This window comes from Mesorhizobium oxytropidicola (assembly GCF_056174625.1).
Genome location: NZ_CM149692.1, coordinates 5579334 through 5604842, shown reverse-complemented (window position 1 = coordinate 5604842; position 25509 = coordinate 5579334). Strand labels below are relative to the sequence as shown.

Below are 25509 nucleotides of genomic sequence, written 5' to 3'. Positions count from 1 at the left end.
TCGGGATTTGATGGCTGAACCGGTCATGCCCGTCATGGCCGGTGAAAGGAACGGGCGGCGAACCGCCCGTTCGAGAGAATTAGCGGACCACGTAGGGCAGCAGGCCGAGGAAGCGGGCGCGCTTGATCGCCTTGGCGAGTTCACGCTGCTTCTTCTGGCTGACGGCGGTGATGCGCGACGGCACGATCTTGCCGCGCTCGGAAATGTAGCGCTGCAGCAGACGCACGTCCTTGTAGTCGATCTTGGGCGCGTTGGCGCCGGAGAACGGGCAGGTCTTGCGGCGACGATGGAACGGGCGCCGGGTCGGGATCTGGTTGATGTCGACCATTATTCTGCACCCCCTTCAAAGCCTTCGCGCGGACGGCGCGGACCACGATCGCCACCGGCGTCGCCGAACGAACGCGGCGGACGATCGCCACGGTCACCGCGATCACGGTCGCCGAACGAACGCGGACCACGATCGCCACGGTCGCGGTCGCCGAAGCTGCCGCGCTCGGAGCGCTCTTCTCGCTTCTGCATCATGGCCGACGGACCTTCCTCATGCGCCTCGACCTTGATGGTCAGGAAACGCAAGACGTCCTCGGACAGACCCATCTGGCGCTCCATCTCGTTGAGCGCTGCCGGCGGGCAGTTGAGGTCCATGAGCGTGTAGTATGCCTTCCGGTTCTTGTTGACCCGGTAGGTGAGGGACTTCAGTCCCCAGTTCTCGACCCGGCCGACGGACCCGCCATTCGCGGAGATGACGCCCTTGTACTGTTCGACAAGCGCATCGACCTGCTGCTGCGAGAGGTCCTGCCGGGCAAGAAACACATGTTCGTAAAGAGCCATTATGTCTTCGTGCCTTTCTTCGTTTCTCTCCCGGTTCCCGGCGGCAAAAGCCTCTGCAACTTCTCTGACCCACTGGTCCCGGTTAAGGGGCGGGGAAGAAAGGAGCATGACGAGACGGTCGAGAGCGGAGACACGGGAGGCGGAAGCACTTCCGGCTTCACACGAAGGCTTTTGATAAAACCTCCGGCCCTCCGTTCAGCCCCCAGCTGGGACCGGCAGATTGGCGGCGTCTATACAGCAATCCACTGATAAGGCAAGGGCAAGCGGCGTTCCTGTCGTAAGCAGATGAGTTGTCCGGATTAGGTAGCACATGAGTTGTCCGGTTTTATCGTCAGCCCGCTGGAGGCTGAGGATGAGACGGACGGCATGGCTACAGGGCCGGAGAATGCAGAAGTTTCGGGACGTTTTGAGCCGTTGGAATGGCGGCGATCTTTCGATGCTGGAGGCTGGTGAGTTGTTGGGGATGTCGGAGCGGCAATTCCGGCGTTACCGCGACCGCTATGAAGAGGCTGGGGAAGCTGGGTTGCTCGATCGACGGTTAGGCAAGCTTTCGACCCGTCGGGTGCCTGCGGAAGCGATCGAGGAGATGCTGGAGCTTTATCGTCATCGCTACCTTGGCTGGAATGTGAAGCATTTCCACGAGCACCTGCTGCGCGATCACAACTTCAGCTGGGGCTATACCTTCATCAAGACGCAGCTTCACGCGGCAGGCTTGGTTGAACGGGCCAAGCGGCGCGGTGCTCACCGGCGCAAGCGCGAAAGGAAGCCGTGCGAGGGGATGATGCTGCATCAGGATGGCAGCCGGCATGCCTGGTTGGACAGCCAGCCTATGCTCGACCTGATCGTGACGATGGACGACGCGACGAGCACGATCTATTCGGCCTTCCTGATTGGGGAGGAAGGCACGGCGTCGAGCTTTCAGGGACTTCTGGAGACCTTTGTCGCCAAGGGATTGCCGTCAAGCCTCTACACCGATCGTGGCAGCCATTATTTCGTCACGCTCAAGGCCGGCGAGGCGGTCGACAAGAGCCGGCTGACCCAAGTCGGACGGGCGCTGCGGCATCTGGGCATCGAGCATATCCCGGCCTATTCGCCCGAAGCCAGGGGGCGCTCCGAGCGGATGTTCGCGACCTTGCAGGATCGGTTGCCCAAGGAACTGGCCCTGGCCGGCATTGCGGATATCCAGGCCGCCAACCGCTTCATCGCACAGACCTATCTGCCGGCTCACAATGCCCGCTTCGCCAGGCCGGCCGCGGTTGAAGACAGCGCCTTTGTTGCCGTCGACCCGCAGCAACTGTCCCAGATCCTGTGCATCGAGGAGGAGCGCGTCGTTGCCCGCGACAACACGGTCGCCTTCGCGCGACTGCGATTGCAGCTGCCGCACAGCCCGATCCGACATCACTTCGTCAAAGCCACGGTCAAGATCAGGCACTATCCGGATGGGACGCTTGCGGTCTTCCATGGGCCGCGCCGCATTGCTCGATACACGCCGGACGGCACCGCAATCGAAGAAACTTGCCGCATCAGGCAAGCCGCGTGAACCGCTTCGACGCAAAACAGAAGCGGACAAATAATGTGCTACCAAACCGGACAACTTGATTAGCTACCGACAGGGCAAGCGGCGTTCCTGTCGTAAGCAGATGAGTTGTCCGGATTAGGTAGCACATGAGTTGTCCGGTTTTATTGTCAGCCCGCTGGAGGCTGAGGATGAGACGGACGGCATGGCTACAGGGCCGGAGAATGCAGAAGTTTCGGGACGTTTTGAGCCGTTGGAATGGCGGCGATCTTTCGATGCTGGAGGCTGGTGAGTTGTTGGGGATGTCGGAGCGGCAATTCCGGCGTTACCGCGACCGCTATGAAGAGGCTGGGGAAGCTGGGTTGCTCGATCGACGGTTAGGCAAGCTTTCGACCCGTCGGGTGCCTGCGGAAGCGATCGAGGAGATGCTGGAGCTTTATCGTCATCGCTACCTTGGCTGGAATGTGAAGCATTTCCACGAGCACCTGCTGCGCGATCACAACTTCAGCTGGGGCTATACCTTCATCAAGACGCAGCTTCACGCGGCAGGCTTGGTTGAACGGGCCAAGCGGCGCGGTGCTCACCGGCGCAAGCGCGAAAGGAAGCCGTGCGAGGGGATGATGCTGCATCAGGATGGCAGCCGGCATGCCTGGTTGGACAGCCAGCCTATGCTCGACCTGATCGTGACGATGGACGACGCGACGAGCACGATCTATTCGGCCTTCCTGATTGGGAGGAAGGCACGGCGTCGAGCTTTCAGGGACTTCTGGAGACCTTTGTCGCCAAGGGATTGCCGTCAAGCCTCTACACCGATCGTGGCAGCCATTATTTCGTCACGCTCAAGGCCGGCGAGGCGGTCGACAAGAGCCGGCTGACCCAAGTCGGACGGGCGCTGCGGCATCTGGGCATCGAGCATATCCCGGCTTATTCGCCCGAAGCCAGGGGGCGCTCCGAGCGGATGTTCGCGACCTTGCAGGATCGGTTGCCCAAGGAACTGGCCCTGGCCGGCATTGCGGATATCCAGGCCGCCAACCGCTTCATCGCACAGACCTATCTGCCGGCTCACAATGCCCGCTTCGCCAGGCCGGCCGCGGTTGAAGACAGCGCCTTTGTTGCCGTCGACCCGCAGCAACTGTCCCAGATCCTGTGCATCGAGGAGGAGCGCGTCGTTGCCCGCGACAACACGGTCGCCTTCGCGCGACTGCGATTGCAGCTGCCGCATAGCCCGATCCGACATCACTTCGTCAAAGCCAAGTCAAGATCAGGCACTATCCGGATGGGACGCTTGCGGTCTTCCATGGGCCGCGCCGCATTGCTCGATACACGCCGGACGGCGCCGTAATCGAAGAAACTTGCCGCATCAGGCAAGCCGCGTGAACCGCTTCGACGCAAAACAGAAGCGGACAAATAATGTGCTACCAAACCGGACAACTTGATTAGCTACCGACAGGGCAAGCGGCGTTCCCGATGTCGCAGGGCGCCGCAAAATCAGGCGGCAGCGCCGGTATGGCCTGGCGCGTTCCCTGCAACCGGCCCTTAACCACAATGTCAGGTTGTGCAGGGTTGAGCCCTGCCGTCAACGGTCGATTCATCATGGAAGGCGCAAAAGCCCGGGCAATCCGCGCAGATCAAGCGGGTAAGCATTTCGGGGGTAAGGATGCTTCTCAACAGGTTCTGGCGCTCGAAGAGCGGCAATTTCGCGCTGCTGATGGGGCTCGGGCTGCCGGCCATCCTGTCGGCGGTGGCGTTCGCGGTCGACGTGTCCACCATCATGCGGGCCAAGAGCAACCTGCAGAATGCGCTCGACGCCGCAAACCTCGCCTCTTCGCATCTCGGTGATCTGGAAATTACCCGCAACGACGCCTTCGACCGCTATTTTCAGGCCAACATCGCCGGACATGGCGAACTCGCCAACGCGCAGGCGACGCTGACCGTCGACAGGGGCGTCAACTTCGTCAAGACCAGGGCGGTTGCCTCGGCGGACGTCAATTTGAACTTCGCTTTCCTGTTCGGCCAGAACAAGCACATCGTCGTCGACGCCTCGGCCGTCGAATCGAACAACCAGCTCGAAGTCGTGCTGGTGTTGGACAATACCGGCTCGATGGCCGGTGCCCGCATGACGGCACTGAGGACGGCGACGAAGTCCTTGCTGGACACGCTCGAGTCGACAAAATCGCCGACGCGCCAGGTGCGTGCCTCGCTGGTTCCCTTCGTGACGGCAGTCAACGTCAATGGCGACGAGTTCGATCCGTCCTGGATCGACATGGACGGCAAGTCCTCGACCAACGGCATCAATTTCCCCGTCATCGACGGCAAGCGGCCGAACCACATGGCGCTATTCAAGCAATTGGGGCTGATGGGTGGATGGAAAGACACCGGCTGGAAAGGCTGCGTCGAGGCGCGCCCCGGCACCTATAATATTTCTGATACGCCACCGGATCCGAACAGACCCGACACGCTGTTCGTGCCTTACTTTGCTCCCGACGATCCGGCGCCTGCCACCAGGCGGTCTGGCTCCTACGGCAACTCGGCGACCGGCTACAACAACTCGTACCTCGACGACACCATCGATAAGGTCAAGCTCGCCGAGCCAGGCGTCAACATACTGGGTATCGACCTCAGCGGCCTGCTTGGCGGCGTGGTCGACGCACTGTTGGCCGCAGACCTGGAAAAGGTCGCCAAATATGTCGCGTCGACGAACCAAATCGTCACCGAGACCGGCAGCGCGATCACCGTCGGCCCCAACCGTTCCTGCCCGACCCCCGTGGTTCCCCTGACCGACGATTTCGACAAATTGCGCAAGGCGGCGAGCCAGATGACGGAGTGGAACGGTTCCGGCACCAACGTCTCGGAGGGCCTGTCATGGGGCATGCGGGTGCTATCACCCGGCGCGCCCTATACCGACGGTGCGCCGTTCAAAACGGCAGGCGTCAGCAAGATCGTCATGCTGCTCACCGACGGTGAGAATGTCGTCTATGGCGCCAGCAACCAGCCGACCAAATCCGACTACACATCCTATGGCTATCTGGCTGGGGGTCGCTTCGGGTCGGACAACCAGACGGCGGCGGCGCGCAATGTCGATGGCTGGACCAAGAGCGTGTGCACGCAGTTGAAGAACCAGGGTGTGCAAATCTACACAATGGTGCTGCAGTCCGACACCGCCGCCAACCGCACGCTCTACAGTGCGTGCGCTTCGGACCCGAGCGGCTATTATGCCGTCAATGATCCGGCCAAACTGCCGGACGTCTTCCAGCAGATCGCCAACAAGTTCTCAAGGCTGCAGTTGACCAATTGAGCACTCAATCCCCGTATGGCGTGGTCACGTCTCAAACGGGATCGAGGCCTTCAACTTGTGTGGGCGACGACCTTGTCGACCGTTTCGGGGAAAAAGTCGGGCGCGGCATGGCGCTTGCCGAACATCATGTCGTACTGGATGAGCCGGAAATCGCGGATCGCCGGGTCGATCTCCTTCTGCCGCGACCAGTCAGGCGTGGCCTCGCCGGCCGGCGTCAGCAGCAGGTTGCGGTCGACGACGCGGTAGTGTTCACGCATCTCTCCCAGAAACCCCGTGTAGTAGGGATGGGTAATCCCTGCGGTGGTGAGGATATGATAAGGCAGGAAGGCCGGGCTCACCGCGCCAAGGTTCTCGACCGAACCGGAGCGGTTCGACCAGATGATCAGCGGAGTCTGATGATGCTCCAGTGCGTCTTGCGGCGTTGCTTCCTTACGTGGCGCGACATTGTCTTTCAGGAAGCCGGTTTCGACATAGACCGGCCCCAGCGGCGGCAGATGGTCGCCGAAAAAGGCGATCACGGTGGGGCGGGAACGCTTCTTGGCCCATTCGATCAGCCGTTCAAGGCCGCGGTCCGCGTCGGCTGAACCCTCCGCGTAGCTCAGCAGCGAGTCGCGTGCCCACTGGCTGATCGGCGCCTGCACCGCGTGGGTCGGGTTGTAATAGCGGTTCGGTTCATAGGGGCCATGGTTCTGCAGGCTGACCGCGAAAAAGAACACCGGGTCGTCGCTGGCGTCGGCTTCGCGGATGATTTCGTCCGTCATCGCCGCATCCGATGCCAGCGGTCCGCGCTTTTCCATGGGCGGCAGCGTCTCTTCCGACTTGAAATCGTTGAAACCGAAATCGGCATAGACCGCGCCACGGTTCCAGAACCAGTTGGTGCCCGGATGGATGGCGCGCGCCCTGTAGCCCTCGCTCTTCAGGAAAGTCGCCATCGAAGGCGTCGGCGTGCGCACATATTGCTGGTAGGGGATGCTGCCGGCCGGCAGGAAGGCGTTGGAAAAGCCGGTCAGCGCCTCGAATTCGATGTTTGCGGTCATGCCGCCGAATTCGGGCGAGAACATCGAACCGGAACGCAATGCCCGCACGGTGGGAATGGGATCCGGCGTGATGGTGACGCCGGGCAGCTTGGTCGGATCCCAGAAGGATTCGCTCATGACGACAATGATGTCGGGCTTTTCATCGGGCACAGTGGCTGTCATCTGCGGCCTCTCGATCGCCGCGATCGCCTTATCCGTATAGCCCGGCGGTGCCGAGACATGCGCCATCGGCACGTTGAGCGCGAAGGCGAGCGCAAAGCCGTTGGAGGCGTAGTTTTCCTTCTGGTCCCACATGATCGGGATGATCTGCAGCCGGTCCCTGGTCCAGGAGAAGGTGGCGTAATCCATGATCGAGACGAAGAAGGCGAGCAGCGGCACGGCCAGCGTCAGCCGGGCAAGGCGGCCCTTGCGGCTGAGTGCTGGAACCTTGCGGCGCCACAGCCGCCAGCCATAGACGAGCAGCGACAGGCCGGCGACGATGCCGACGACCATGGCGAGCGCCGTCATCGGCCGGTCACGCACAAGCAGCGGCAGCAGGGCGACGATCTGGCGGGAGTAGAGGAAATCCGTGGGGTAGAGCGGGTCGCCCAGATAATGCGATTTCTGGTGGCCGACAAAGGCCAGCGACAGCGTCAACGGCGCGACGATCATCAGGCTTTGATGGCTGCGTCCGAGCACGGCATCGAGACCGATGAGGATCAGCGCGAACACGACGATGGTCGTCCAACCCGGCTTGAGCGGCTGCAGGAAGAAGGAAACGGTACCGGCAACATCACCGCGCACGATCAATTCGATGGCAAACACCAGGATGGCCGAGATCGCCAGGCTGATCAGCCCATAGCGGACGACCGGCCATCTCCGGCCCGGCAGATAGCCGGTGGACGGATCGTCTTCCAGGAATTGCGGCGCAGCTTTGCTGGCGCGTTTCGAACTCTTTGCCACTTTAACTTCCCACCCGGCGACAACCCAAGTCACGCGATTGTCATATAATTGTCACGCAAAGCTAGCGCCTGTGGCGGAAATAAGAAGAGCCAGCAAACGATTCGTGAGCGGTTTTCATCAGGAGTGATCGCCGAAAAGCCTTTTGGAACAGGCACTCGGCGCGCAGCTCGGAGCTGGCACCAGGTTGAACCGGGCTTGACTTGGCGGCCTGCCTTGCGCCACAGGCAGGGAAAATTCGTGTTATCAGGCAAGTAAAACCAGTCTTCGGGAGCCCTCGCATGGCCGTCGCATTCACCTTTCCGGGACAAGGCAGCCAGGCTGTCGGCATGGGCAAAGAGCTCGCCGACGCCTTTCCCGAGGCGCGCAGGGTCTTCCAGGAAGTCGACGACGCGCTCGGCGAAAACCTGTCGAAGCTGATCTGGGAAGGTCCGGAAGAAACGTTGACGCTGACGGCCAACGCGCAGCCGGCGCTGATGGCGGTGTCACTGGCGGTGATCAGGGCGCTGGAAGCGCGCGGTTTCTCGCTGAAGGACAAGGTCGCCTATGTCGCCGGCCATTCGCTGGGCGAATATTCAGCCCTTGCCGCCGCTGGTTTTGTTTCCGTTGCCGATGCCGCACGGCTGCTGCGCATCCGCGGCAACGCCATGCAGGCGGCGGTACCGGCCGGCGAGGGCGCCATGGCGGCGATCATCGGACTGGAGCAGGCGGATGTCGAAGCCGCTTGCACCGAGGCCGCGCAAGGGGCTGGCAAAGTCTGCCAGATCGCCAACGACAATGGCGGCGGCCAGCTGGTCATCTCCGGCGCCAAGGCCGCGGTCGAACTGGCGGCGAAACTATGCACTGAAAAGGGCGCCAAGCGGGCACTGATGCTGCAGGTCTCGGCGCCCTTCCATTCGGCGCTGATGGCGCCGGCGGCGAATGTCATGCGCGAGGCGCTGGCCGGCGTGACCAAGCATGCGCCGGCGGCGCCCGTGCTGTCCAACGTCACCGTGACCCCGACCAGCGATCCCGACGAGATCGCGCGGCGCCTTGTCGAGCAGATAACCGGCCGCGTGCGCTGGCGCGAAACGGTGGAATGGTTCGGCGCGAACGGCGTTGCGACACTCTACGAGATCGGCGCCGGCAAGGTGCTGTCGGGCCTGGCCCGGCGTATCAACCGCGACATCGCGGCATCAGCCGTCGGCACGCCGGCCGACGTCGAGGCCGCGCTGGCCGCACTTGCTTGACCTGCCCAACTTGAATTCACCGGCGCGTGGCCACATACATGCATCGTAACGAGGTGCGGCATGCCCACATCGATCCGTCTTTCTTCTGAAATCGACCGACGGCTGGATTCGCTTTCGGCTAAAACCGGCCGCAGCAAGGCTTACTATCTCCGCGAATTCATTGAGCGGGGCCTTGAGAATGTAGAGGATTACTACCTTGCCGCAGAGGTGCTAGTGCGGATCAGAAGCGGCGAAGAAGGCATTTTGAAAGCCGAGGACTTCTGGAACAGCGACGTCTGCAGATAGCCAAACTCCACGGCTGTCCGACTTGAGAGAAGGAAGAGACATGTTCGAACTGACCGGCCGCAAGGCGCTCGTCACCGGCGCATCGGGAGGCATCGGCGAGGCGATTGCTCGCGTGCTGCATGCGCAAGGCGCCATTGTTGGGTTGCACGGCACCCGCATCGAGAAACTGGAGACCTTGGCAGGCGAACTTGGCGAGCGGGTCAAACTGTTCCCGGCCAATCTGTCGAACCGCGACGAGGTCAAGGCGCTTGGCCAGAAGGCGGAGGCCGAGCTCGAAGGTGTCGATATCCTGGTCAACAATGCCGGCATCACCAAGGACGGGCTGTTCGTGCGCATGTCGGATGCCGACTGGGACACCGTGCTCGAGGTCAACCTGACCGCCGTGTTCAGGCTGACCCGCGAACTCACCCACCCCATGATGCGCCGCCGCCATGGCCGCATCATCAACATCACCTCGGTGGTCGGCGTGACCGGCAATCCCGGCCAGACCAATTACTGTGCCTCCAAGGCCGGCATGATCGGCTTCTCCAAATCGCTGGCGCAGGAGATCGCCACCCGCAACATCACCGTCAACTGCGTCGCCCCGGGCTTCATCGAATCGGCCATGACCGACAAGCTCAACGACAAGCAGAAAGAGGCGATCATGGCGGCGATTCCGACGCGCCGCATGGGCACGAGCGTTGAAGTGGCGTCCGCGGTCGCCTACCTCGCCTCAAATGAAGCCGCCTACGTCACCGGCCAGACCATCCATGTCAACGGCGGCATGGCCATGATTTGACGGATACAGCGGGGCTGTGAAAAGAGACCATTTCGCCTTGGACCTCCGCCATTTTTCGTGTAATGCGGCCCGCAACCCGGCGGTTCGGGCAAAAACCGGTCTGTAGCCGTTGCGTTTCCGGCAGGACCATCTTTCAGCTTGATTAGCGGCATTCTGCCCGCTAACGAAGACAGACAAACAAAAGACGAGGATGCCCCAAATGAGTGACACCGCAGAGCGCGTCAAGAAGATCGTCATCGAGCACCTTGGCGTCGATGCCGACAAAGTGACGGAGCAGGCGAGCTTCATCGATGATCTGGGCGCCGACAGCCTCGACACGGTCGAACTCGTCATGGCGTTCGAAGAAGAATTCGGCGTCGAGATTCCCGACGACGCAGCCGAGACCATCCTGACCGTCGGCGACGCGGTTAAGTACATCGACAAGGCTTCGGCCTGACGCTTTCAGCAGTCATCACCGGGGAGGACCTGCGATGAGGCGTGTCGTCGTCACGGGCCTTGGGTTGTTGTCGCCGTTCGGCATGGGCTTCGAGCACAGCTGGAAGGAACTTCTGACCGGCCGCAGCGCCGCCAAGCGCATCACCGAGTTCGAGGTGGAGGATCTTGCCTGCAAGATCGCCCACGTCGTTCCGCGTGGCGACGGCAGCAATGCCACCTTCAATCCCGAGGCCGTGCTCGAGCCGAAGGAATTGCGCAAGATCGGCGACTTCATCCTGTACGGGATTGCCGCCGCCGACGAGGCGCTGAAGGATTCCGGTTGGGAGCCCAAGACCCACGAGGAGCAATGCGCCACCGGCGTGCTCATCGGTTCGGGTATTGGCGGCATCGAGGGCATCGCCGAGAACGCGATGATCCTCAAGGAGCGCGGTCCGCGCCGCATCAGCCCTTTCTTCATCCCAGGCCAGATCATCAATCTCGTCTCCGGCCAGGTTTCGATCCGGCACGGGCTGAAAGGCCCGAACCATGCCGTCGTCACGGCCTGTTCGACCGGCGCGCACGCCATTGGCGATGCGGCCCGGCTGATCATGTGGGGCGATGCCGACGTCATGGTCGCCGGTGGCGCCGAAGCGCCGGTGACGCGGCTGTCGATCGCTGGCTTTGCCGCTTGCCGGGCTCTGTCGACCGACCGCAATGACACGCCGCAGACGGCGTCGCGTCCCTATGACCGCGACCGCGACGGCTTCGTCATGGGCGAGGGCGCCGGTGTTGTGGTGCTGGAAGAACTCGAGCACGCCAAGGCGCGCGGGGCGAAAATCTACGCCGAGGTGACCGGCTACGGCCTCACCGGTGATGCCTATCACATCACGGCTCCCGCGGAAGATGGCGACGGGGCCTTCCGTTGCATGACCGCGGCGTTGAACCGGGCCAAGCTTACGCCCGCGGATATCGACTACATCAACGCGCACGGCACCTCGACCATGGCCGACACGATCGAACTCGGCGCGGTCGAGCGACTTGTCGGCAATGCCGCGTCGAAGATTTCGATGTCGTCGACCAAGTCGTCGATCGGCCATCTGCTGGGGGCGGCGGGTGCCGCCGAAGCGATCTTTTCGATCCTGGCTATCCGGGACAATGTCGCGCCGGCGACCATCAACCTCGACAACCCCGAGCGCGAAACCGCGATCGACCTGGTGCCGAACAAGCCTCGCTCTCGCCAGATCGACGTGGCGTTGTCCAATTCCTTTGGTTTTGGCGGCACCAACGCTTCGCTTGTGTTCCAGCGCTACAATGGCTGATCGTCCGGCTGCCGGGCGAAGCTTCGGTGTGCCGTCAATTTTGCCATATTCGCCCCTACTCTGCCGCAGGGGATTCGTTGGGCGATCAAACGGTAGGGCAAGATGAACACAAATCCGTCGGGCAACGGAGAATTCGGGCAAAGGCCGGCGAATACCGGGCCGATCGTGCCGAAGACAGCCAGCGAGGCCTTGCGGCCGGAAGCCGGAACGCCGCCGCCGAAGCGCTCGCGCGCTTCGCGCAGCCAGGTCGTCGTGTTCATGAACTTCGTCATCTCCTTGGTGATGCTGATGGTTCTGGCGGCGGGCGCGGCGCTTTACTTCGGCAAGCAGGAATTCACCGAAGCCGGTCCCTCGGCCAATGGCGACACCTTCCTGGTCAAGCCGAACACCGGCGTCGCAGACATCGCCGACCAGCTTGAGCGTCGCGGACTGATCAGCGACGCCCGCGTCTTCCGCCTCGGCGTGCGCGCCTTCGGCAACGATTCCGCACTCAAGGCCGGCGAATACGAGATCAAGCCCAGGGCATCCATGCGCGACATCATGGAGCTTTTGAAGAGCGGCAAGTCGGTGATGTACTCGCTGACCATTCCGGAAGGGCTGACGGTTGACCAGGCCCTGCAGCGTATCGCCGACGAACCCGCCTTGAGCGGCGACATGCCGGCGAAAACGCCCCCCGAGGGCAGCCTTGCCACCGATACGCTGCGCTTCACGCGCGGCGCGACGCGCCAGCAGATGATCGACAAGCTGGTGGCCGATCAGAAGAAGCTGGTCGACGAGGTATGGCAGCGGCGCGCCCCGGACCTGCCGCTCGCCAATATCGAGGACTTCGTCACCCTGGCTTCGATTGTTGAGAAGGAAACCGGCAAGGGTGACGAGCGTTCGCGCGTCGCCGCCGTCTTCCTCAACCGGCTGGCCAAGGGCATGCGCCTGCAATCCGATCCGACCATCATCTATGGTCTGTTCGGCGGTAAGGGAAAGCCCGCTGACCGCCCGATCTACCAGTCGGACATCCAGAAGCAGACGCCTTACAACACCTATTTGATCAATGGTCTGCCGCCGACGCCTATCGCCAATCCGGGCCGTGCCGCGCTTGAGGCCGTGGCCAATCCATCGAAGACCGACGATCTTTATTTCGTCGCCGACGGCACGGGCGGGCACGTCTTTGCCGCGACGCTGGACGAGCACAATGAGAACGTCGCCCGCTATCGTGCGTTGCAGAAGAAGCAGGCCGATGACGCGGCCAAGGCTGCCGCTGGTGCCAATGGCACTCCCGATAAGCCTGCCGCCGACAAGCCTGCCGATGGCAGCGACGGCACCGGTGGCGATAATGGCGATGCCGGCGGCGATGCGGGCGACGCCCAGTAAGATAAAAAAGGCGTTGCCCGGAAGGCGGCAGCCTGACATTTGAAAGAAACGCCACGCGTCCGATTTCGACGCACCCACGGCGTGGTCATTTTTAAGCAGCATTTGCCCCTGTCCGGAAACTGGCTTCGGGGTGATGCGCCAGGGGTGTGCAGGGCGACATGAATTTGCAGAGCATGACCGGATTTGCGCGTGCCGTCGCCGAGCATGACGGCACTTCGATCGCCTGGGAGGTCAAGTCCGTCAACGGCAAGAGCGTCGAGGTACGGCTGCGGCTGCCGCAAGGTTTCGAGCGGCTGGAGCCGGCGGTGAGGCAAACCCTGCAGAAGCGTTTCGCCCGGGGCAATTTCCAGGCGACGCTGACCATCGGCCGCGCCGCCGATGCGCAGGCGCAACCCGTCGTAAACGAGGCGTTTCTGAAAGACCTTGCGGGTCTCGCCAAGCGGCTGCAGGAACAATTCGGCGTTGCCCCCGCCACGGCCGACGGGTTGCTGTCGCTGCGCGGCGTGCTCGACATTCCTGAAACCGTGGAAACCGAAGAGGCGCGCGCCGCGCTCGACATCGCCATCATGGCTGCGCTTGAGGTGGCGCTGAAAGGGCTGGAGCAAGCACGGCAAGGCGAGGGTGCGGCACTGGCTTTGCTGCTGTCCGGCCACATCGACGCCATTGAGGCACTGACGCTGCGCGCGGAGGCGGACCCGTCACGCGAGACGGCGGCGATCCGTGAACGCATCGCCGAGCAGGTCGGGCTGCTGATGGACGCGTCCGCCAATCTGGATGCGAGCCGGCTGCACATGGAGGCGGCGTTCCTCGCCACCAAGGCTGATATTCGCGAAGAGATCGACCGGCTGAAAACGCATGTCGCATCTGGCCGGACCCTGCTTGGGGGCGGCGGCGCCGTCGGCCGCAAGCTCGATTTTCTGGCACAGGAATTTAACCGCGAATCGAATACGCTGTGCTCGAAGTCGAACGCCGCCGCCGTCACCGCGATCGGGCTGGAGCTGAAGGCCGTGGTCGACCAGTTTCGTGAACAGGTCCAGAATCTGGAGTAGCCGATGGTTGCCAAGGAACCGATGGTTCCCAGGGATTTGGGGTCCCGCATCCGCCGCCGGGGGCTGATGCTTGTGCTGTCGTCGCCGTCGGGCGCCGGCAAGTCGACGATCGCGCGCAACCTTCTGGAAAGCGATTCCAGCCTCGAACTGTCGGTCTCGGTCACCACCAGACCGCGCCGCGGCTCGGAGATCGAGGGTGTTCACTACCATTTCCGCACCATGCGCGAGTTCGAGCGGCTGCGCGATTCCGACGCGCTGCTGGAGTGGGCGGAAGTGCACGGCAATTGCTATGCGACACCGCGCGAGCCCGCCGAACTGGCATTGGCGCAAGGCCGCGACATGCTGTTCGACATCGACTGGCAAGGCGCTCAGCAGCTCAAGGAGAAGATGCGCGCCGATATCGTCTCGATCTTCATCCTGCCGCCGTCGATGAAGGAATTGAAGGCGCGGCTGAAGCGCCGCGCCGAAGACCAGGAAGCGGTGATCGAGACGCGGCTGAAGAACGCCCGCAATGAGATCGAGCACTGGAAGGAATATGACTTCGTCATCGTCAACGACGATCTCGACCGCGCCTTCGCGGAAGTGCGCGGCATCGTCGTCGCCGAACGATTGCGGCGCGACCGCCGGCCCGGTCTGTTCGATTTCGTCTCCGGTTTGCTGGACGAGAAGACGGAGTAGGGCCTCTTTTTCCTTCTCCCCTTGTGGGAGAAGGTGGATCGGCGCGCAGCGCCGAGACGGTTGAGGGGTGGGTGAAGGATCACCGTCATTGCCAAGCTGGAGCACCCCTCATCCGACTGAGCTTCGCTCGGCCACCTTCTCCCACAAGGGGAGAAGGAAGAAGCGGCGCTTCACACCGCATTGGTCAGTCGCACAAATTCCTCGACGCTGAGCGTTTCGGCGCGCCGGGTCGGATCGATGCCCGCGCGTTCGAGCAAGGCCTCGCCGCCGAGGCTTTTCACACTCTGCCGCAGCATCTTCCGGCGTTGGCCGAAGGCGGCTTCGGTGACGCGGCCGAGTTTTTTCACATCAGCGGGCAGGGGCGTCGCACGTGGCTCCAGATGCACCACCGACGAGGTGACCTTCGGCGGCGGCGTGAAGGCCTGGGTGGCACGTCGAAGGCGATCCTGGCCTGCGTACGCCAGCCGGCCAACACGCCGAGCCGGCCATAGGCATCGCTGCCGGGCGCGGCGACGATGCGCTGGGCCACCTCACGCTGGAACATCAGCGTCATCGAAGCATAGAAAGGCGGCCAGTCCGGAACCGTCAGCCACCGCACCAGCAACTCTGTGCCGATGTTGTAAGGCAGATTGGCCACGATCCGCACCTGACCGCCGTCTTGGGCAGCCGAGGAGGCGAGGGCGGCAAAGTCGGTCTTCAGCGCGTCCCCGGAAATCACCTCCAGCCGGCCGGGATAATGAGCGGAGACTTCGGCAAGGGCAGCCAGGCAGCGTTCGTCGCGTTCGATGGCGATGACCCGGCGGGCGCCGTTGGAAAGCAGCGCCCTTGTCAGGCCGCCGGGCCCTGGACCAACCTCGATCACCGCGGTGTTTGTCAGGTCGCCTGCGCTGCGTGCGATCTTGCCGGTCAAATTGAGGTCGAGCAGGAAATTCTGGCCAAGCGCCTTTTTCGCCTGGAGCCCATGGCGCTCGATGACGTCGCGCAGCGGTGGCAACCCATCGATGCTCATGCGTTCGAGCCCGAAACGGCAGCGCTCATGCGGCCACGGCCTTTGCGTCGGTGTCGGCGAGCCTTCTGGCGAGCTTCAGCGCCGCGATCAGGCTGTCCGGTCGTGCAACGCCCTTGCCGGCGATATCGAAAGCGGTGCCATGGTCGGGCGACGTGCGGATGAAGGGCAGGCCGAGCGTGACGTTGACCGCCTCGTCGAAAGCCAGCGTCTTGGCCGGGATCAATGCCTGGTCGTGATACATGCAAAGTGCTGCGTCATAGCCTGCCCGCGCCCGGGCATGGAACAGCGTGTCGGCCGGCAGCGGGCCGAAAGCATCGATGCCTTCGGCACGCAGGATGTCGACTGCCGGGTGCACGATGCGCTCATCCTCCAGGCCCATGGAACCGCCTTCGCCGGCATGCGGATTGAGGCCGGCAATGGCAAGCCTCGGCCTGGCGATGCCGAAGCGGTTGGCGAGGTCCGCCGCGGTGATGCGCGCGGTCGCGACGATCAGCTCGGTGGTCAGTGCCTTCGGCACCTCGGCCAGAGCGATGTGGATGGTGACAGGAACCGTGCGCAGGTCGGGACCCGCCAGCATCATGACCGGCATTGCGTCGACACCGCTGTGCCGCGCCGCCAGATGCGCCAGATACTCGGTGTGGCCGGGAAAGCGGAACCCTGCGTCGTAGAGCGGCTTCTTGGCGATCGGGCAGGTGACCACGGCTGCGGCGTCGCCGGCAAGGCAGGCGGCGACAGCGCGGTCGATGGCCTCGACGGTGCCGGCCGCATTGGCCGGATCCGGCCGGCCGGGGCTGTCGATGAAATGGGCCGCCAGTGGAACGATGGGCAAGGTATGGGCGAAAACCTGCGCCGCTTGCACTGGCGTTGTCTCGACGATCGGCACCGACACGCCCAGCTGCCTCGCCCGCGAGGCGATCAGCGCCGGATCGGCCAAAAGATAGAAGGCGGGCAGGCCGACTGCCTCGCGCGCCAGGAAGGCGGCGATGGCGATTTCGGGGCCGATGCCGGAGGGATCGCCGACGCTCAGCGCCAGCGCGGTCATCGCGCTCTTCACGTCAGCGCTTGACGATACGGGCTTTCGCCTTCAGCTCGTCGACATATTTCTTGCTCAGATCGTCGGCCGCCTTGTCGTTGGAGCCTTCGCTCTGGAACACCATCTGCGCTGTCTTGTCGTCCGACACTTCGCGCGATGAGCAGATACCGATGAACTCGACGCCGCGCTCGGTCTCGCGTGTGACGGTGGCGCCACCGACCTTGGTCGCCTTGATCTGTTCGGCCCAGTCCGGCGGCAATTGCGGCGCCAGCACCCGGCCCAGATCGCGAACGGTGACGTCGATGAGGCCCTTGGCGAATTCGCGCGTCGTGTTGCAGCCGTTGAAGCGGGCGCGCATGGCATCGGCCTCGCGCTTGCGCTTGGCCAGCGTCGCGCTGCGTTCGGCGGCCGGCACAACGAAGATGACCTGCTGCAGCATGTACTCGGTGGCGCTCGGTTTGGCGCCGCCCTTGTCGAGCATGCGCCGGACCGCGTCCTGTTCGGTCACGCTGCCGCCTTCGCCGGAACGGTAACGCGCACTCAAGGCCTGGTTCCAGGCCATCTGGGCGCGGATAAACTCCTTGAAATGGTCCTTGCCGACGCCGGATTTCTCCATCACGCCATCAAGCTGGCTGAGCTGCATCTTGTTGTTGGTGGCAAAGCGCTGATAGGCGGCCTCGACCTGGGCGTCGCTGATACGGATGCCAAGCCGCTTGGCTTCGGCAAGGCGCAGCGTCTGGTCGATCATTTCCTGGGCGGCATCGCCCTTCTTGCGCTGCAGCTTCAAAAAGGCGGCGCGGTGCGCGATATCGCCTGACGTGACGGGTATGTCGTTGACGACGTACTTGATCTCGCTGGCAAAAGCCGGCGGCGTCATGACGGTCATCGACACGGATGTCGCCGCCACAAGCAGCGCGAACCCTGCTGAAAAGAGGTAGTTCCTCATCATTAGCATCCCAATTCTATCCCGGTTCCGCCCAATTTCGTCCTCTCCCGGGTGCGCGAATCCGTGCCAGCCCTATGCGGCGAAACGATGTCTCGCCGGCTACTGGATGGTGTCGATTGCGCTGGTCGACGAGCCGAAGTCGCCGAGGGTGCGGAACGACAGGTTGAAGCCGATGCTCTGCGTCACTTCCCTGGTGTTCAGGTCACGCGACTGCGAGTACGTCATCAGATAGGTGAAGCAGGAATCGTTGTAGGCGAAGCCGACCCCATCCTTGACCAACAGGCTTTCCTGCAGATCATAGGTCCCTGTCCCGAACACGCGCCAGTTCTGGGCAAGGTGCGTCGACGCACCCAGCGTGACCTCGTGACGGTCGGTGGTAAAGCCGTAGAGCGGCTGGGCCTGGATGAAGGCGTATTTGGCGCTGAGCGACACCGGCAGGCCTGAATAGGCGGCCTTGAACTCGGCGCGGCGCATCTCGAAGGTCTGTTCGTCGAAGCGGCCGCTGACCGAGGCCGCGAATCCGTTCGGGCTGTTGACGCCAAACAGACCGACATAGTCGGACTTGGTGGTCTGAAGGCCCGAATAGGCGCCGACATTGACCAGATCCGGCTCGGCGAAGGAGTTCTCGCCGCCAATCTGATAGGACTGGCCGAAAATGGCATTGGTGCCCCAGCCGTTGATAAAGGAGCCGGAATAGCGGACGCCGACATTGGCGCGCGAACCGCCTTCGATGCGGTCGTAGCCGGAGAACTTGTCGCGTTCGAACAGGGTGGTCGCGTCGAACACCATGCTCTGGGCGTCTTCATTGGGAACAGCGAGGCCACCGACATATTGTTCGTTGGGACGCAGAAACAACTGCGCCATCGGCTCGATGACATGGCTCGATCCGCTGGCCAGCGAAAACAGCATCGGCCAACGCATTTCGAGGCCCGCGGTTGCCATGTAACGGGCAAACGACGAGCGCATATCGTCCCGCTCGCCCAAATTCGTTGCCATCTGGTTGATGGCGGCCAACGAACCAGATGACGCATTGAGGTAATCGACGTCGCCCTGCAACGCCAGCAATGGTGTCAGCACCAGTCCGTCGTCGGTGACGAATGTCCGCTTCCACTCGGCCTCGGCGGTAAGACGGCCGGATTCACCTTCGATGCCACGAACGCGCTGCGTGCCTGAGCTCGCATCGTAAGGGGTGAAATAGGTCTGGTCGAGCTCGTTGCGGCGGAGGACGCGCGAATTGACGTTGAGCGACAATTGGCCGCCAGCCACCGACGCGTCAGGGATATAGGCGTAGTCGAGCGACGGCAGCACCCATGGCTGCTGGTTGCTGCGCGCGGCAATATTGCTGTTGAGTGTATTTTCCTGCACGTCGAAGTGCATGGCGCGTACATCGAAGTAGTTGCGGCCGTTGAGCCCCGTCAGGTAGACCGTCGACTGATGGACGCCGGCATTGTACTTGTCGATGTTGTAGGTGCTCGAGAAGTCCTTGTCGGTCTGCAGCAGCACGTCCCAGCCGAAGTTCCAGCGTTCGTTGATGGCGAACTGGCCTTGCGTGCCCATCATGCCGCGGAATTTGTTTGCATCACCTGCCGCGCCCGAATCGACGTTGCGCCCGGCGCTGTCGATGAAGGCATCCGGATCCCGCTGCTGGATTCCGGCGATCTTCAAACTGTATGCGCCATTGTTGAAGCGCTGGCGCCACTCGGCCTCTCCGAGGAAGCCCTGCTTAGTGTAGCCGCTTCCCGTCACCGTCAGGTCATAAGTCGGCGAAAGGGCGAAATAATAGGGAACCTTGACGCTGTATCCCAGGTGGCTGTTGTAGCTGATCCCCGGGATCAGGAAGCCGCTCTTGCGCTTCACCGTCGGGTCGGCGATCTCGAACGCCGGCAGGTAGGCGAGCGGGAAGCCGAAGAACTCGAAATTCGCATTCTCGAAGCGAACCGTCTTCTTCTCGCCGTTCCAGATGATCTTCCTGGCCTTCACGCGCCAGGTCGGCGCCTTGTCGGGCTTGTCCTCGCACGGTTCGCAGGCGGTATAGACGCCATTGTGGAATGTGGTCAGCACGCCGCCCATGCGCTCGGCGCTTTCGGCGGCGAAATAGGCCTTGTCGATGGTTTCAACGCGCAGTGCGTTGACGAAACCGTCGGCGAAATCGTCGGTGATATCGATATGCTGCGAATTGATCTTGGTGCCGTCGCTGTTGACGATCTCAACATTGCCGGTGGCAACCATCCGCTTGGTGTTGCGGTCATATACGACCTTCTGGGCGACGAGGCGGTTGCCGCCATAGTCGATCTGCACGCCGCCGACGGCGGTCACCGTCTGGTTGTCGTTGTTGTACTCCAGTGTGTCGGCCGCCAGCAGCATCTGCGAGCCGGACGGAACATTGGTCGCCATCTTGCCGACTTCCTGCGCGAACGCGGGCAATGGCACGGCGCAGGCAAGCAGGCACGCCAAGGCGCTCGCCGCATAGAGGCGCGCCAAATTGGCCTGCCTGTTGCTGGGCAAAAACGCCTCCCTCACTAGCCGTCTTCCTTGTATAGCAGGAAAGTCACCCCGAAGAACATAGCTACCACGACCGGCACCCAGGCGGCTATGGCGGTCGGCACGAACCCCGCCACGCCGAATGCCTTCACCAGCACCGAAACGACATAAAGCAGAAACCCGGCAACGACGCCACCCAGAATCATCGTTGCCGATTGTCCCATCCTCGCAAATCGCATTGAAACTGTTGCCGCAATCAGCGTCATGGCGACGAGGAGGAACGGCAACGCCACCAGCGAATCAAACTGCATGGCAAACGCATTTGCCTTGAGGCCGAAGGAACGGGCAACCTCGATTTTTCCAGGCAGGTCGTAGAACGGAATGGTCTCCGGGCGCGCCAGCCGCTCCTGCACGAATTCAGGCTTCAGATTGGTCGGCACACGATCGCTTGCCGCGGGCTGGATGGTGCCGTTCCTGAAGGTCTTCACATCCTGCAAATCCCAATAGCCATCCCGCAGGTAAGCACGCGCGGCATCCTTGCGCTCGACGATGTTGCCTTGCTGGTCGAGGACAAAAAAGACGGCGTCGGACATCTCCAGGCCTTGGTTGAGGATGGCCCGCGCGCCGATGATGGTGTCGCCGGTGCCGGTTTTCTGGCGAATCCAGGGCGCGGCATCGGCCGAAACCGTATTTGATTTGCCGGAGCGCAACTGGGTTTCGATCTGCTCGGACAGCGAGAAGGCATGCGCGGCGAGCGGGTTGATGAGCCCGACCGACACAAAGCCGAACAGCAACGCTCCGATGCAGCATGGCAAAAGGAATTGCCAGGCGGAAACGCCGGCGGACCGCGCGATGACCAGCTCGTAGCGGCGGTTGAGCGAAACCAGTGTCGCCATTGCCGAGAACAGGCCGACAAACGGCACCGTCTGCAGCATGATCATCGGCATGCGAAGGCCCGAAATGGCCACCGCCGTTCCGTAGGTGAAGCCGGGCAGGCCGGTGGTGCGGCCGGACAGCTCGGTGAAATCGATCAGGAACACCAGCGCCAACAGGCCCAGGAAGAACCAGATCGTGATCGTGACGTAGCGGAAGAAGAAGTAACGGCCCAGCGTCCAGCCCATCAGCCGATCTCCTGGCCTGAAGTGCCGCGCCTGGACCAACGCAGCTTGAGGGCGTTCCAGCCGTCACCGATGCGGCCGGCCAGGTTCGTGATCCAGTCCGCCCAGGCCACCGGCAGTTCCATAGTCCGGTTCGACACGATGAACCAGATCGCCACCGCCGAGGCCACAATCGGCACGCCATAAACCATATAGCCATATTGCGGGATCTCATCGGCCTTGCTGGCGGCAAAGAAACCCAGCCAGCGCACGAACAGCGAGATGGTGATGGCCGTGATCAAAGGATTGACGCGCGCCTCGCGATGCGAGCGCGCATCGCCGGCCACCGCGAGCGCGATCAGCGCGAACACCATGGAATACAGCCATTCCGAAAACCGCTGGTCGACCTCGGCCCGATACTGCTGCGGGTTTTGCTGAAAATTCTTGTCGTTGGGGCTCGGATTGAGCAGGTACTGGGTTGTCTGGTCCTTCGGCAAAAGCGTCACCTCGGAGGCCGCCGCCATGAAGGCCGACATGTCGAAGGCATAGGACGTGAACCGAATGACACTGAGGTCGCCGGTCAGCGTTTTGCGGTGGATGACGCCGTCATTCATCATCAGCACCTTTTCGCCGCCGCGTTCGACGACGCTACCGGTCTTGGCGTAATAGACGAGATTGACGCCTTCCTCGCGCGAATCGGCGACGAAGATGCCGCCCAGCTTGTTATTGGGAAGCCGCTCGCCAATCTGCAGGAACAGCCCGTCCTCGATTTTGCGGAAAGTGCCTTCCTGGATGATCAGCGACAACAGGTCGGCGCGCGACTCCGCCACCAGGGCGCGGTTCTTCTGCCGTGCATAGGGGTCGATGCCATTGTCGACGGCAAAAGAAAAAACACTGGCTGCGAGGGCCAGCAGCATGATTGGCCGCACGATCGTCCAGCGCGAGGCGCCGGCGGCGTTGACGACGGCCAGTTCGGAATCCGAATTCATGACACTGAGTGTCTGGGCGACCGCCACCACCAATGCGAAAGGCACGACGATCGGAATGATCGAGGGAAGAATGAGGGCGGCGACCTCAAAGAAGGTCAGAGACGACTGGCCGCTGTCGGTAACCAGATCGATCTTGGCCAGCACCTGCGTGGTCCACACGATGGCCAGCGTCCAGACCAGCGCTGCCAGGAAGACCACGAAAGCGCGGCGCATGATGTAGCGTTCAACGACCTTCATGAAGGCTTTACTCGATTTTCTCGAACGGCATCATGCCACCACGCTAAGGGTAGCCGCCCGGCGGCGCCCGCACAACTGGCTCCGATAGGCTCGATCAGGCAGGCGATCCGGTTCCCGTCCCACGTCGCGTGCCGCAATGGGCCGGAGTGTCGGAGGGAATGGATAAGAAAGGGAAAACATCGATGGTTAACAACAGGTTGCGGCATGAAGCGGGGCCGTGCCGCGACGAATCGCCATCGATTCCAACTGTCATATGGGTAGCCATTTTGGCAATGTCTTGCCAAATGCCGGAAAACGACCAAATGTCGCGGATCGCTTCGAACCGCTTCGCTTACCATCGCGCAATCCCCGAAAGCAGGACATGATGAACCCGAGACCGTCGATCGCCTTTGCAAAATTCGCCGCGCCTCAGACAGCGGCAAGCAGGAAGGGCACGGTCTTCGTGCTGTCGGCGGATGATGGCGGCCTGAGCGACGCGGCCAGGGCTTACGATCCCGGCAAGACGCTGGAACGGGCCTTTCCGGTGGCCGAGTTCACCGGCAAGTTCGCCGGCGTCGTCGAGATTCTGGCACCGGAAGGAACGTCACTCGACAGGCTGGTCGCGGTCGGTGCCGGCAAGGCGGCAGGGCTCGATGAATATGCCTGGCTGAAACTGGGCGGCACCATCGCAGCGTCGTTGCGCAAGGCAACTGACGTCGCCGTGGTGCTCGACCTGGTCGGCGCCTCGGCGGATGGCAAGGATGCCACCAACCTTGCGGCAGGCATTCTCCTGCGCAGCTATTCGTTCGACAAGTACAAGACCAGGAAGGACAAGGATGACGCCAAGGCCGATCCGAAGAAGCCGGTCAAGGTAACCATCCACACCGCCGACCCGGCAGGCGCCAAGAAGGCCTTCGCGGATGCCGAGGCGGTGATCGACGGCGTGCTTCTGGCGCGCGACCTCGTCAACGAACCGGCAAATATGCTGGGGCCGATCGAGTTCGCGGCCCGCGCCAAGGAACTCGAGACGCTCGGCGTCAAGGTCGAGATCCTGACCGAAAAGGAGATGAAGAAGCTTGGCATGGGCTCGCTGCTCGGCGTCGCACAAGGCTCGCCACGTGGCGCGCGCATGGCCGTCATGCAGTGGAGCGGCGGCAAACCCAAGGACAGCCCGATCGCCTTCGTCGGCAAGGGCGTCACCTTCGACACCGGCGGCAATTCGATGAAGCCGGCTTCGGGCATGGAGGACATGAAGGGCGATATGGGTGGTGCCGCCGCGGTAACCGGGCTGATGCACGCCTTGGCCGCGCGCAAGGCGAAAGCCAATGTCGTTGGCATCATCGGCCTGGTCGAAAACGCCGTCGACGGCCATGCCCAGCGCCCCGGCGACATCGTCACCTCGATGTCGGGCCAGACCATCGAGGTGCTCAACACCGACGCCGAGGGTCGCCTCGTGCTGGCCGACGCGCTGTGGTACTGCAACGACCGCTTCCAGCCGAAATTCATGGTCAATCTGGCGACGCTGACCGGCGCCATCATGGTCGCGCTCGGCCTGCATTATGCCGGCCTGTTCTCCAACAATGACGAACTGGCGGAAAGGCTGGCGGCGGCGGGGCAGGCGACGCAGGAGCGGCTGTGGCGCATGCCGCTTGGCGCCGAATACGACAAGCTCATCGATTCCAAGAACGCCGATATGAAGAACATCGGCGGCCGCTATGGCGGCGCCATCATCGCCGCACAATTCCTGCAGCGCTTCGTCAAGGACACGCCCTGGGCTCATCTCGACATTGCCGGCACGGCCATGGGTTCGCCATCGAACGAGATCAACCAGTCCTGGGGCTCAGGCTTCGGCGTGCGGCTGCTCGACCGGCTGGTGCGCGATCACTACGAGAGCTGACCTTAATCCATGGCCGACGTGCTGTTCTATCATCTGACCGAATCGACGCTGGAGGATGCGCTGCCGGGCCTGCTCGAGCGCAGCGTCGATCGTGGCTGGCGCGCCGTGGTGCAGACCGGCACCGAGGAACGCCGCGACGCGCTCGACCAGCATCTGTGGACCTTCCGCGACGATTCCTTCCTGGCGCACGCGACCGATCGCGAGGCTTATCCCGGCGAACAGCCCATCCTGTTGACCACCGGCCACGGCAATCCCAACGAAGCCAAAATAAGATTCCTGGTCGACGGCGCGGTACCGTCAGACCTTGCCGGCTACGAGCGTGCCGTGTTCCTGTTCGATGGCCATGACGCCGCCCAGGTCGAGGCGGCGAGGGGGCACTGGAAGACGATGAAGGACGCGGGCCATGCCGTGACCTACTGGCAGCAGACATCGGACCGCCGCTGGGAGCGCAAGGCTTAGCATCCTGCATGGAACACAAATCTAAAACGCGCCCCGTGAATCCGTATCGATGCGGCGCGTTAACCAGCGATTTGGTGCGGATGAGAAGGCTCTAGCTAGTCGCTTGCCTCGATCCGTTTCTGTTTCCGGCTGACATCGTCGCCGTATTTCAATTTCATGAACTCGTCCGCCGAGTTGCGATGCGAGCTTCTGAAGACGTACCAGTCGCCATCCGGTAATTTGCGCTGGTAGAGCACCTTGCCGGCCTGGCGATGCTCGAAGCAGGTGAGGGCGTTGGAGTCGCCTCCCGCGCCATGCCATTTCGCCCGGAAGCAAAGCTTGCCTCCTCCAGGAATGAACCAGATCCCGTCACCGTAGCCCAGCTTGCCCTTGTCCGAAGTCCAGGCGCTGAACTGACGACCCTGCACGGCAAAAAATCCAGCGCCGTTCTGGCCCCAGAGCCACGAGCGGTTCTGATACATCTGGTAGATGCCTTCGTCGGGCACCGCTTCAGCCTGCTTGGCCAGTTCGGCGACTTGCGCCGCTGTCTTGGCTACCGCCGGAACCTGGCAAACCAAGAGCGCTATGGAACAGGCAAGTGCCGTTCCAATGGAATTCCCCAACACTCGTTTCACGACCCTACCCCTACAACTCTACGCCACACCCAATTT

General features: G+C 62.6%; 23 protein-coding genes and 1 pseudogene. 14 read left to right on the top strand and 10 right to left on the bottom strand.

All coding sequences use genetic code 11. From position 1 onward, the window contains the following. Nucleotides 1-79: 79 nt before the first annotated feature. Together rpsR and rpsF are read right to left on the bottom strand one after the other, a co-directional pair. Nucleotides 80-328, bottom strand: a complete 249-nt coding sequence (gene rpsR / locus AC0V8S_RS28280) for a 30S ribosomal protein S18 (RefSeq protein ID WP_006203718.1) — start codon at nt 326-328, stop codon at nt 80-82. Continuing rightward, nucleotides 328-828, bottom strand: a complete 501-nt coding sequence (rpsF, locus tag AC0V8S_RS28275; RefSeq protein WP_010915168.1) for a 30S ribosomal protein S6 — start codon at nt 826-828, stop codon at nt 328-330. The genes rpsR and rpsF overlap by 1 nt, the downstream gene beginning before the upstream one ends. Before the next feature lie 385 nt (nt 829-1213). Between rpsF and AC0V8S_RS28270 the strand changes: the two genes are divergently transcribed. The 4 genes from AC0V8S_RS28270 (at nt 1214) to AC0V8S_RS28255 (ending at nt 5639) form a co-directional block, all read left to right on the top strand. After that, nucleotides 1214-2368: an ISNCY family transposase gene (locus AC0V8S_RS28270; protein WP_475434737.1), complete on the top strand. Its 1155-nt coding sequence runs from the start codon at nt 1214-1216 to the stop codon at nt 2366-2368. 251 nt (nt 2369-2619) lie between these two features. Then, nucleotides 2620-3219 (top strand): helix-turn-helix domain-containing protein, encoded by a 600-nt coding sequence (locus tag AC0V8S_RS28265; RefSeq protein ID WP_475434736.1) that lies wholly within the window; start codon nt 2620-2622, stop codon nt 3217-3219. After that, the gene (locus AC0V8S_RS28260; protein ID WP_475434734.1) at nt 3135-3686 is read left to right on the top strand and encodes a transposase family protein; all 552 of its coding nucleotides are present in this window, start codon (nt 3135-3137) and stop codon (nt 3684-3686) included. Before AC0V8S_RS28265 ends, AC0V8S_RS28260 begins: the two co-directional genes overlap by 85 nt. 315 nt (nt 3687-4001) lie before the next feature. Then, nucleotides 4002-5639, top strand: coding sequence for a pilus assembly protein (locus AC0V8S_RS28255; protein ID WP_475434732.1), 1638 nt, complete (start codon nt 4002-4004; stop codon nt 5637-5639). 50 nt (nt 5640-5689) lie between these two features. Here the strand turns inward: AC0V8S_RS28255 and AC0V8S_RS28250 are convergent, their stop codons facing one another. Then, a complete protein-coding gene (locus AC0V8S_RS28250) occupies nt 5690-7618 on the bottom strand; it encodes an LTA synthase family protein (RefSeq protein WP_475434731.1) in 1929 nt (642 codons plus the stop codon). A 278-nt stretch (nt 7619-7896) separates the two neighbouring features. Between AC0V8S_RS28250 and fabD the strand changes: the two genes are divergently transcribed. From fabD to gmk, 8 genes are all read left to right on the top strand, one after another. Beyond that, the gene (fabD, locus tag AC0V8S_RS28245) at nt 7897-8844 is read left to right on the top strand and encodes an ACP S-malonyltransferase (protein WP_475434730.1); all 948 of its coding nucleotides are present in this window, start codon (nt 7897-7899) and stop codon (nt 8842-8844) included. Nucleotides 8845-8904: 60 nt separating this feature from the next. Continuing rightward, nucleotides 8905-9129, top strand: a complete 225-nt coding sequence (relB, locus tag AC0V8S_RS28240) for a type II toxin-antitoxin system RelB family antitoxin (RefSeq protein WP_475434728.1) — start codon at nt 8905-8907, stop codon at nt 9127-9129. A 40-nt stretch (nt 9130-9169) separates the two neighbouring features. Next, nucleotides 9170-9907, top strand: a complete 738-nt coding sequence (gene fabG / locus AC0V8S_RS28235) for a 3-oxoacyl-[acyl-carrier-protein] reductase (protein WP_095202578.1) — start codon at nt 9170-9172, stop codon at nt 9905-9907. 199 nt (nt 9908-10106) lie between these two features. Further along, entirely contained in the window at nt 10107-10343 is a 237-nt protein-coding gene (locus AC0V8S_RS28230; protein ID WP_006203723.1) for an acyl carrier protein, read from the top strand. Nucleotides 10344-10377: 34 nt separating this feature from the next. Next, on the top strand, nt 10378-11640 hold the full coding sequence (gene fabF, locus AC0V8S_RS28225; RefSeq protein WP_475434712.1) for a beta-ketoacyl-ACP synthase II: 1263 nt from the start codon (nt 10378-10380) through the stop codon (nt 11638-11640). Nucleotides 11641-11742: 102 nt separating this feature from the next. Next, the gene (gene mltG / locus AC0V8S_RS28220) at nt 11743-13005 is read left to right on the top strand and encodes an endolytic transglycosylase MltG (RefSeq protein ID WP_475434710.1); all 1263 of its coding nucleotides are present in this window, start codon (nt 11743-11745) and stop codon (nt 13003-13005) included. A gap of 158 nt (nt 13006-13163) precedes the next feature. Continuing rightward, nucleotides 13164-14054: a YicC/YloC family endoribonuclease gene (locus AC0V8S_RS28215; protein ID WP_475434708.1), complete on the top strand. Its 891-nt coding sequence runs from the start codon at nt 13164-13166 to the stop codon at nt 14052-14054. A gap of 21 nt (nt 14055-14075) precedes the next feature. Further along, entirely contained in the window at nt 14076-14732 is a 657-nt protein-coding gene (gene gmk, locus AC0V8S_RS28210) for a guanylate kinase (protein WP_095202577.1), read from the top strand. A gap of 170 nt (nt 14733-14902) precedes the next feature. Here gmk and rsmA read toward each other — a convergent pair. The 6 genes and pseudogenes from rsmA to lptF all read right to left on the bottom strand — a co-directional run bounded on the left by rsmA (nt 14903) and on the right by lptF (nt 22524). Then, nucleotides 14903-15741 (bottom strand): annotated as a pseudogene (gene rsmA / locus AC0V8S_RS28205) (16S rRNA (adenine(1518)-N(6)/adenine(1519)-N(6))-dimethyltransferase RsmA). Between the two features lie 25 nt (nt 15742-15766). After that, entirely contained in the window at nt 15767-16783 is a 1017-nt protein-coding gene (pdxA, locus tag AC0V8S_RS28200; protein ID WP_475434707.1) for a 4-hydroxythreonine-4-phosphate dehydrogenase PdxA, read from the bottom strand. Between the two features lie 13 nt (nt 16784-16796). After that, the gene (locus tag AC0V8S_RS28195) at nt 16797-17729 is read right to left on the bottom strand and encodes a SurA N-terminal domain-containing protein (RefSeq protein WP_475434705.1); all 933 of its coding nucleotides are present in this window, start codon (nt 17727-17729) and stop codon (nt 16797-16799) included. Nucleotides 17730-17819: 90 nt separating this feature from the next. Continuing rightward, nucleotides 17820-20240, bottom strand: a complete 2421-nt coding sequence (locus tag AC0V8S_RS28190; RefSeq protein WP_475434704.1) for an LPS-assembly protein LptD — start codon at nt 20238-20240, stop codon at nt 17820-17822. Beyond that, nucleotides 20240-21325 carry an LPS export ABC transporter permease LptG gene (gene lptG / locus AC0V8S_RS28185; RefSeq protein WP_202353805.1) on the bottom strand — a complete coding sequence of 362 codons (1086 nt, stop codon included), beginning with the start codon at nt 21323-21325 and terminating at the stop codon, nt 20240-20242. Before lptG ends, AC0V8S_RS28190 begins: the two co-directional genes overlap by 1 nt. After that, nucleotides 21322-22524, bottom strand: a complete 1203-nt coding sequence (gene lptF / locus AC0V8S_RS28180; RefSeq protein ID WP_475434702.1) for an LPS export ABC transporter permease LptF — start codon at nt 22522-22524, stop codon at nt 21322-21324. Before lptF ends, lptG begins: the two co-directional genes overlap by 4 nt. 364 nt (nt 22525-22888) lie before the next feature. Between lptF and AC0V8S_RS28175 the strand changes: the two genes are divergently transcribed. Both AC0V8S_RS28175 and AC0V8S_RS28170 read left to right on the top strand, forming a co-directional pair. Further along, a complete protein-coding gene (locus tag AC0V8S_RS28175; RefSeq protein WP_183457900.1) occupies nt 22889-24400 on the top strand; it encodes a leucyl aminopeptidase in 1512 nt (503 codons plus the stop codon). 9 nt (nt 24401-24409) lie between these two features. Continuing rightward, entirely contained in the window at nt 24410-24859 is a 450-nt protein-coding gene (locus tag AC0V8S_RS28170) for a DNA polymerase III subunit chi (protein ID WP_475434700.1), read from the top strand. 95 nt (nt 24860-24954) lie between these two features. On the opposite strand, the gene AC0V8S_RS28165 is transcribed toward AC0V8S_RS28170, so the two are convergent. Further along, complete coding sequence (locus tag AC0V8S_RS28165; RefSeq protein ID WP_475434699.1) at nt 24955-25344, bottom strand: DUF995 domain-containing protein; 390 nt, start codon at nt 25342-25344, stop codon at nt 24955-24957. Nucleotides 25345-25509 lie beyond the last annotated feature (165 nt).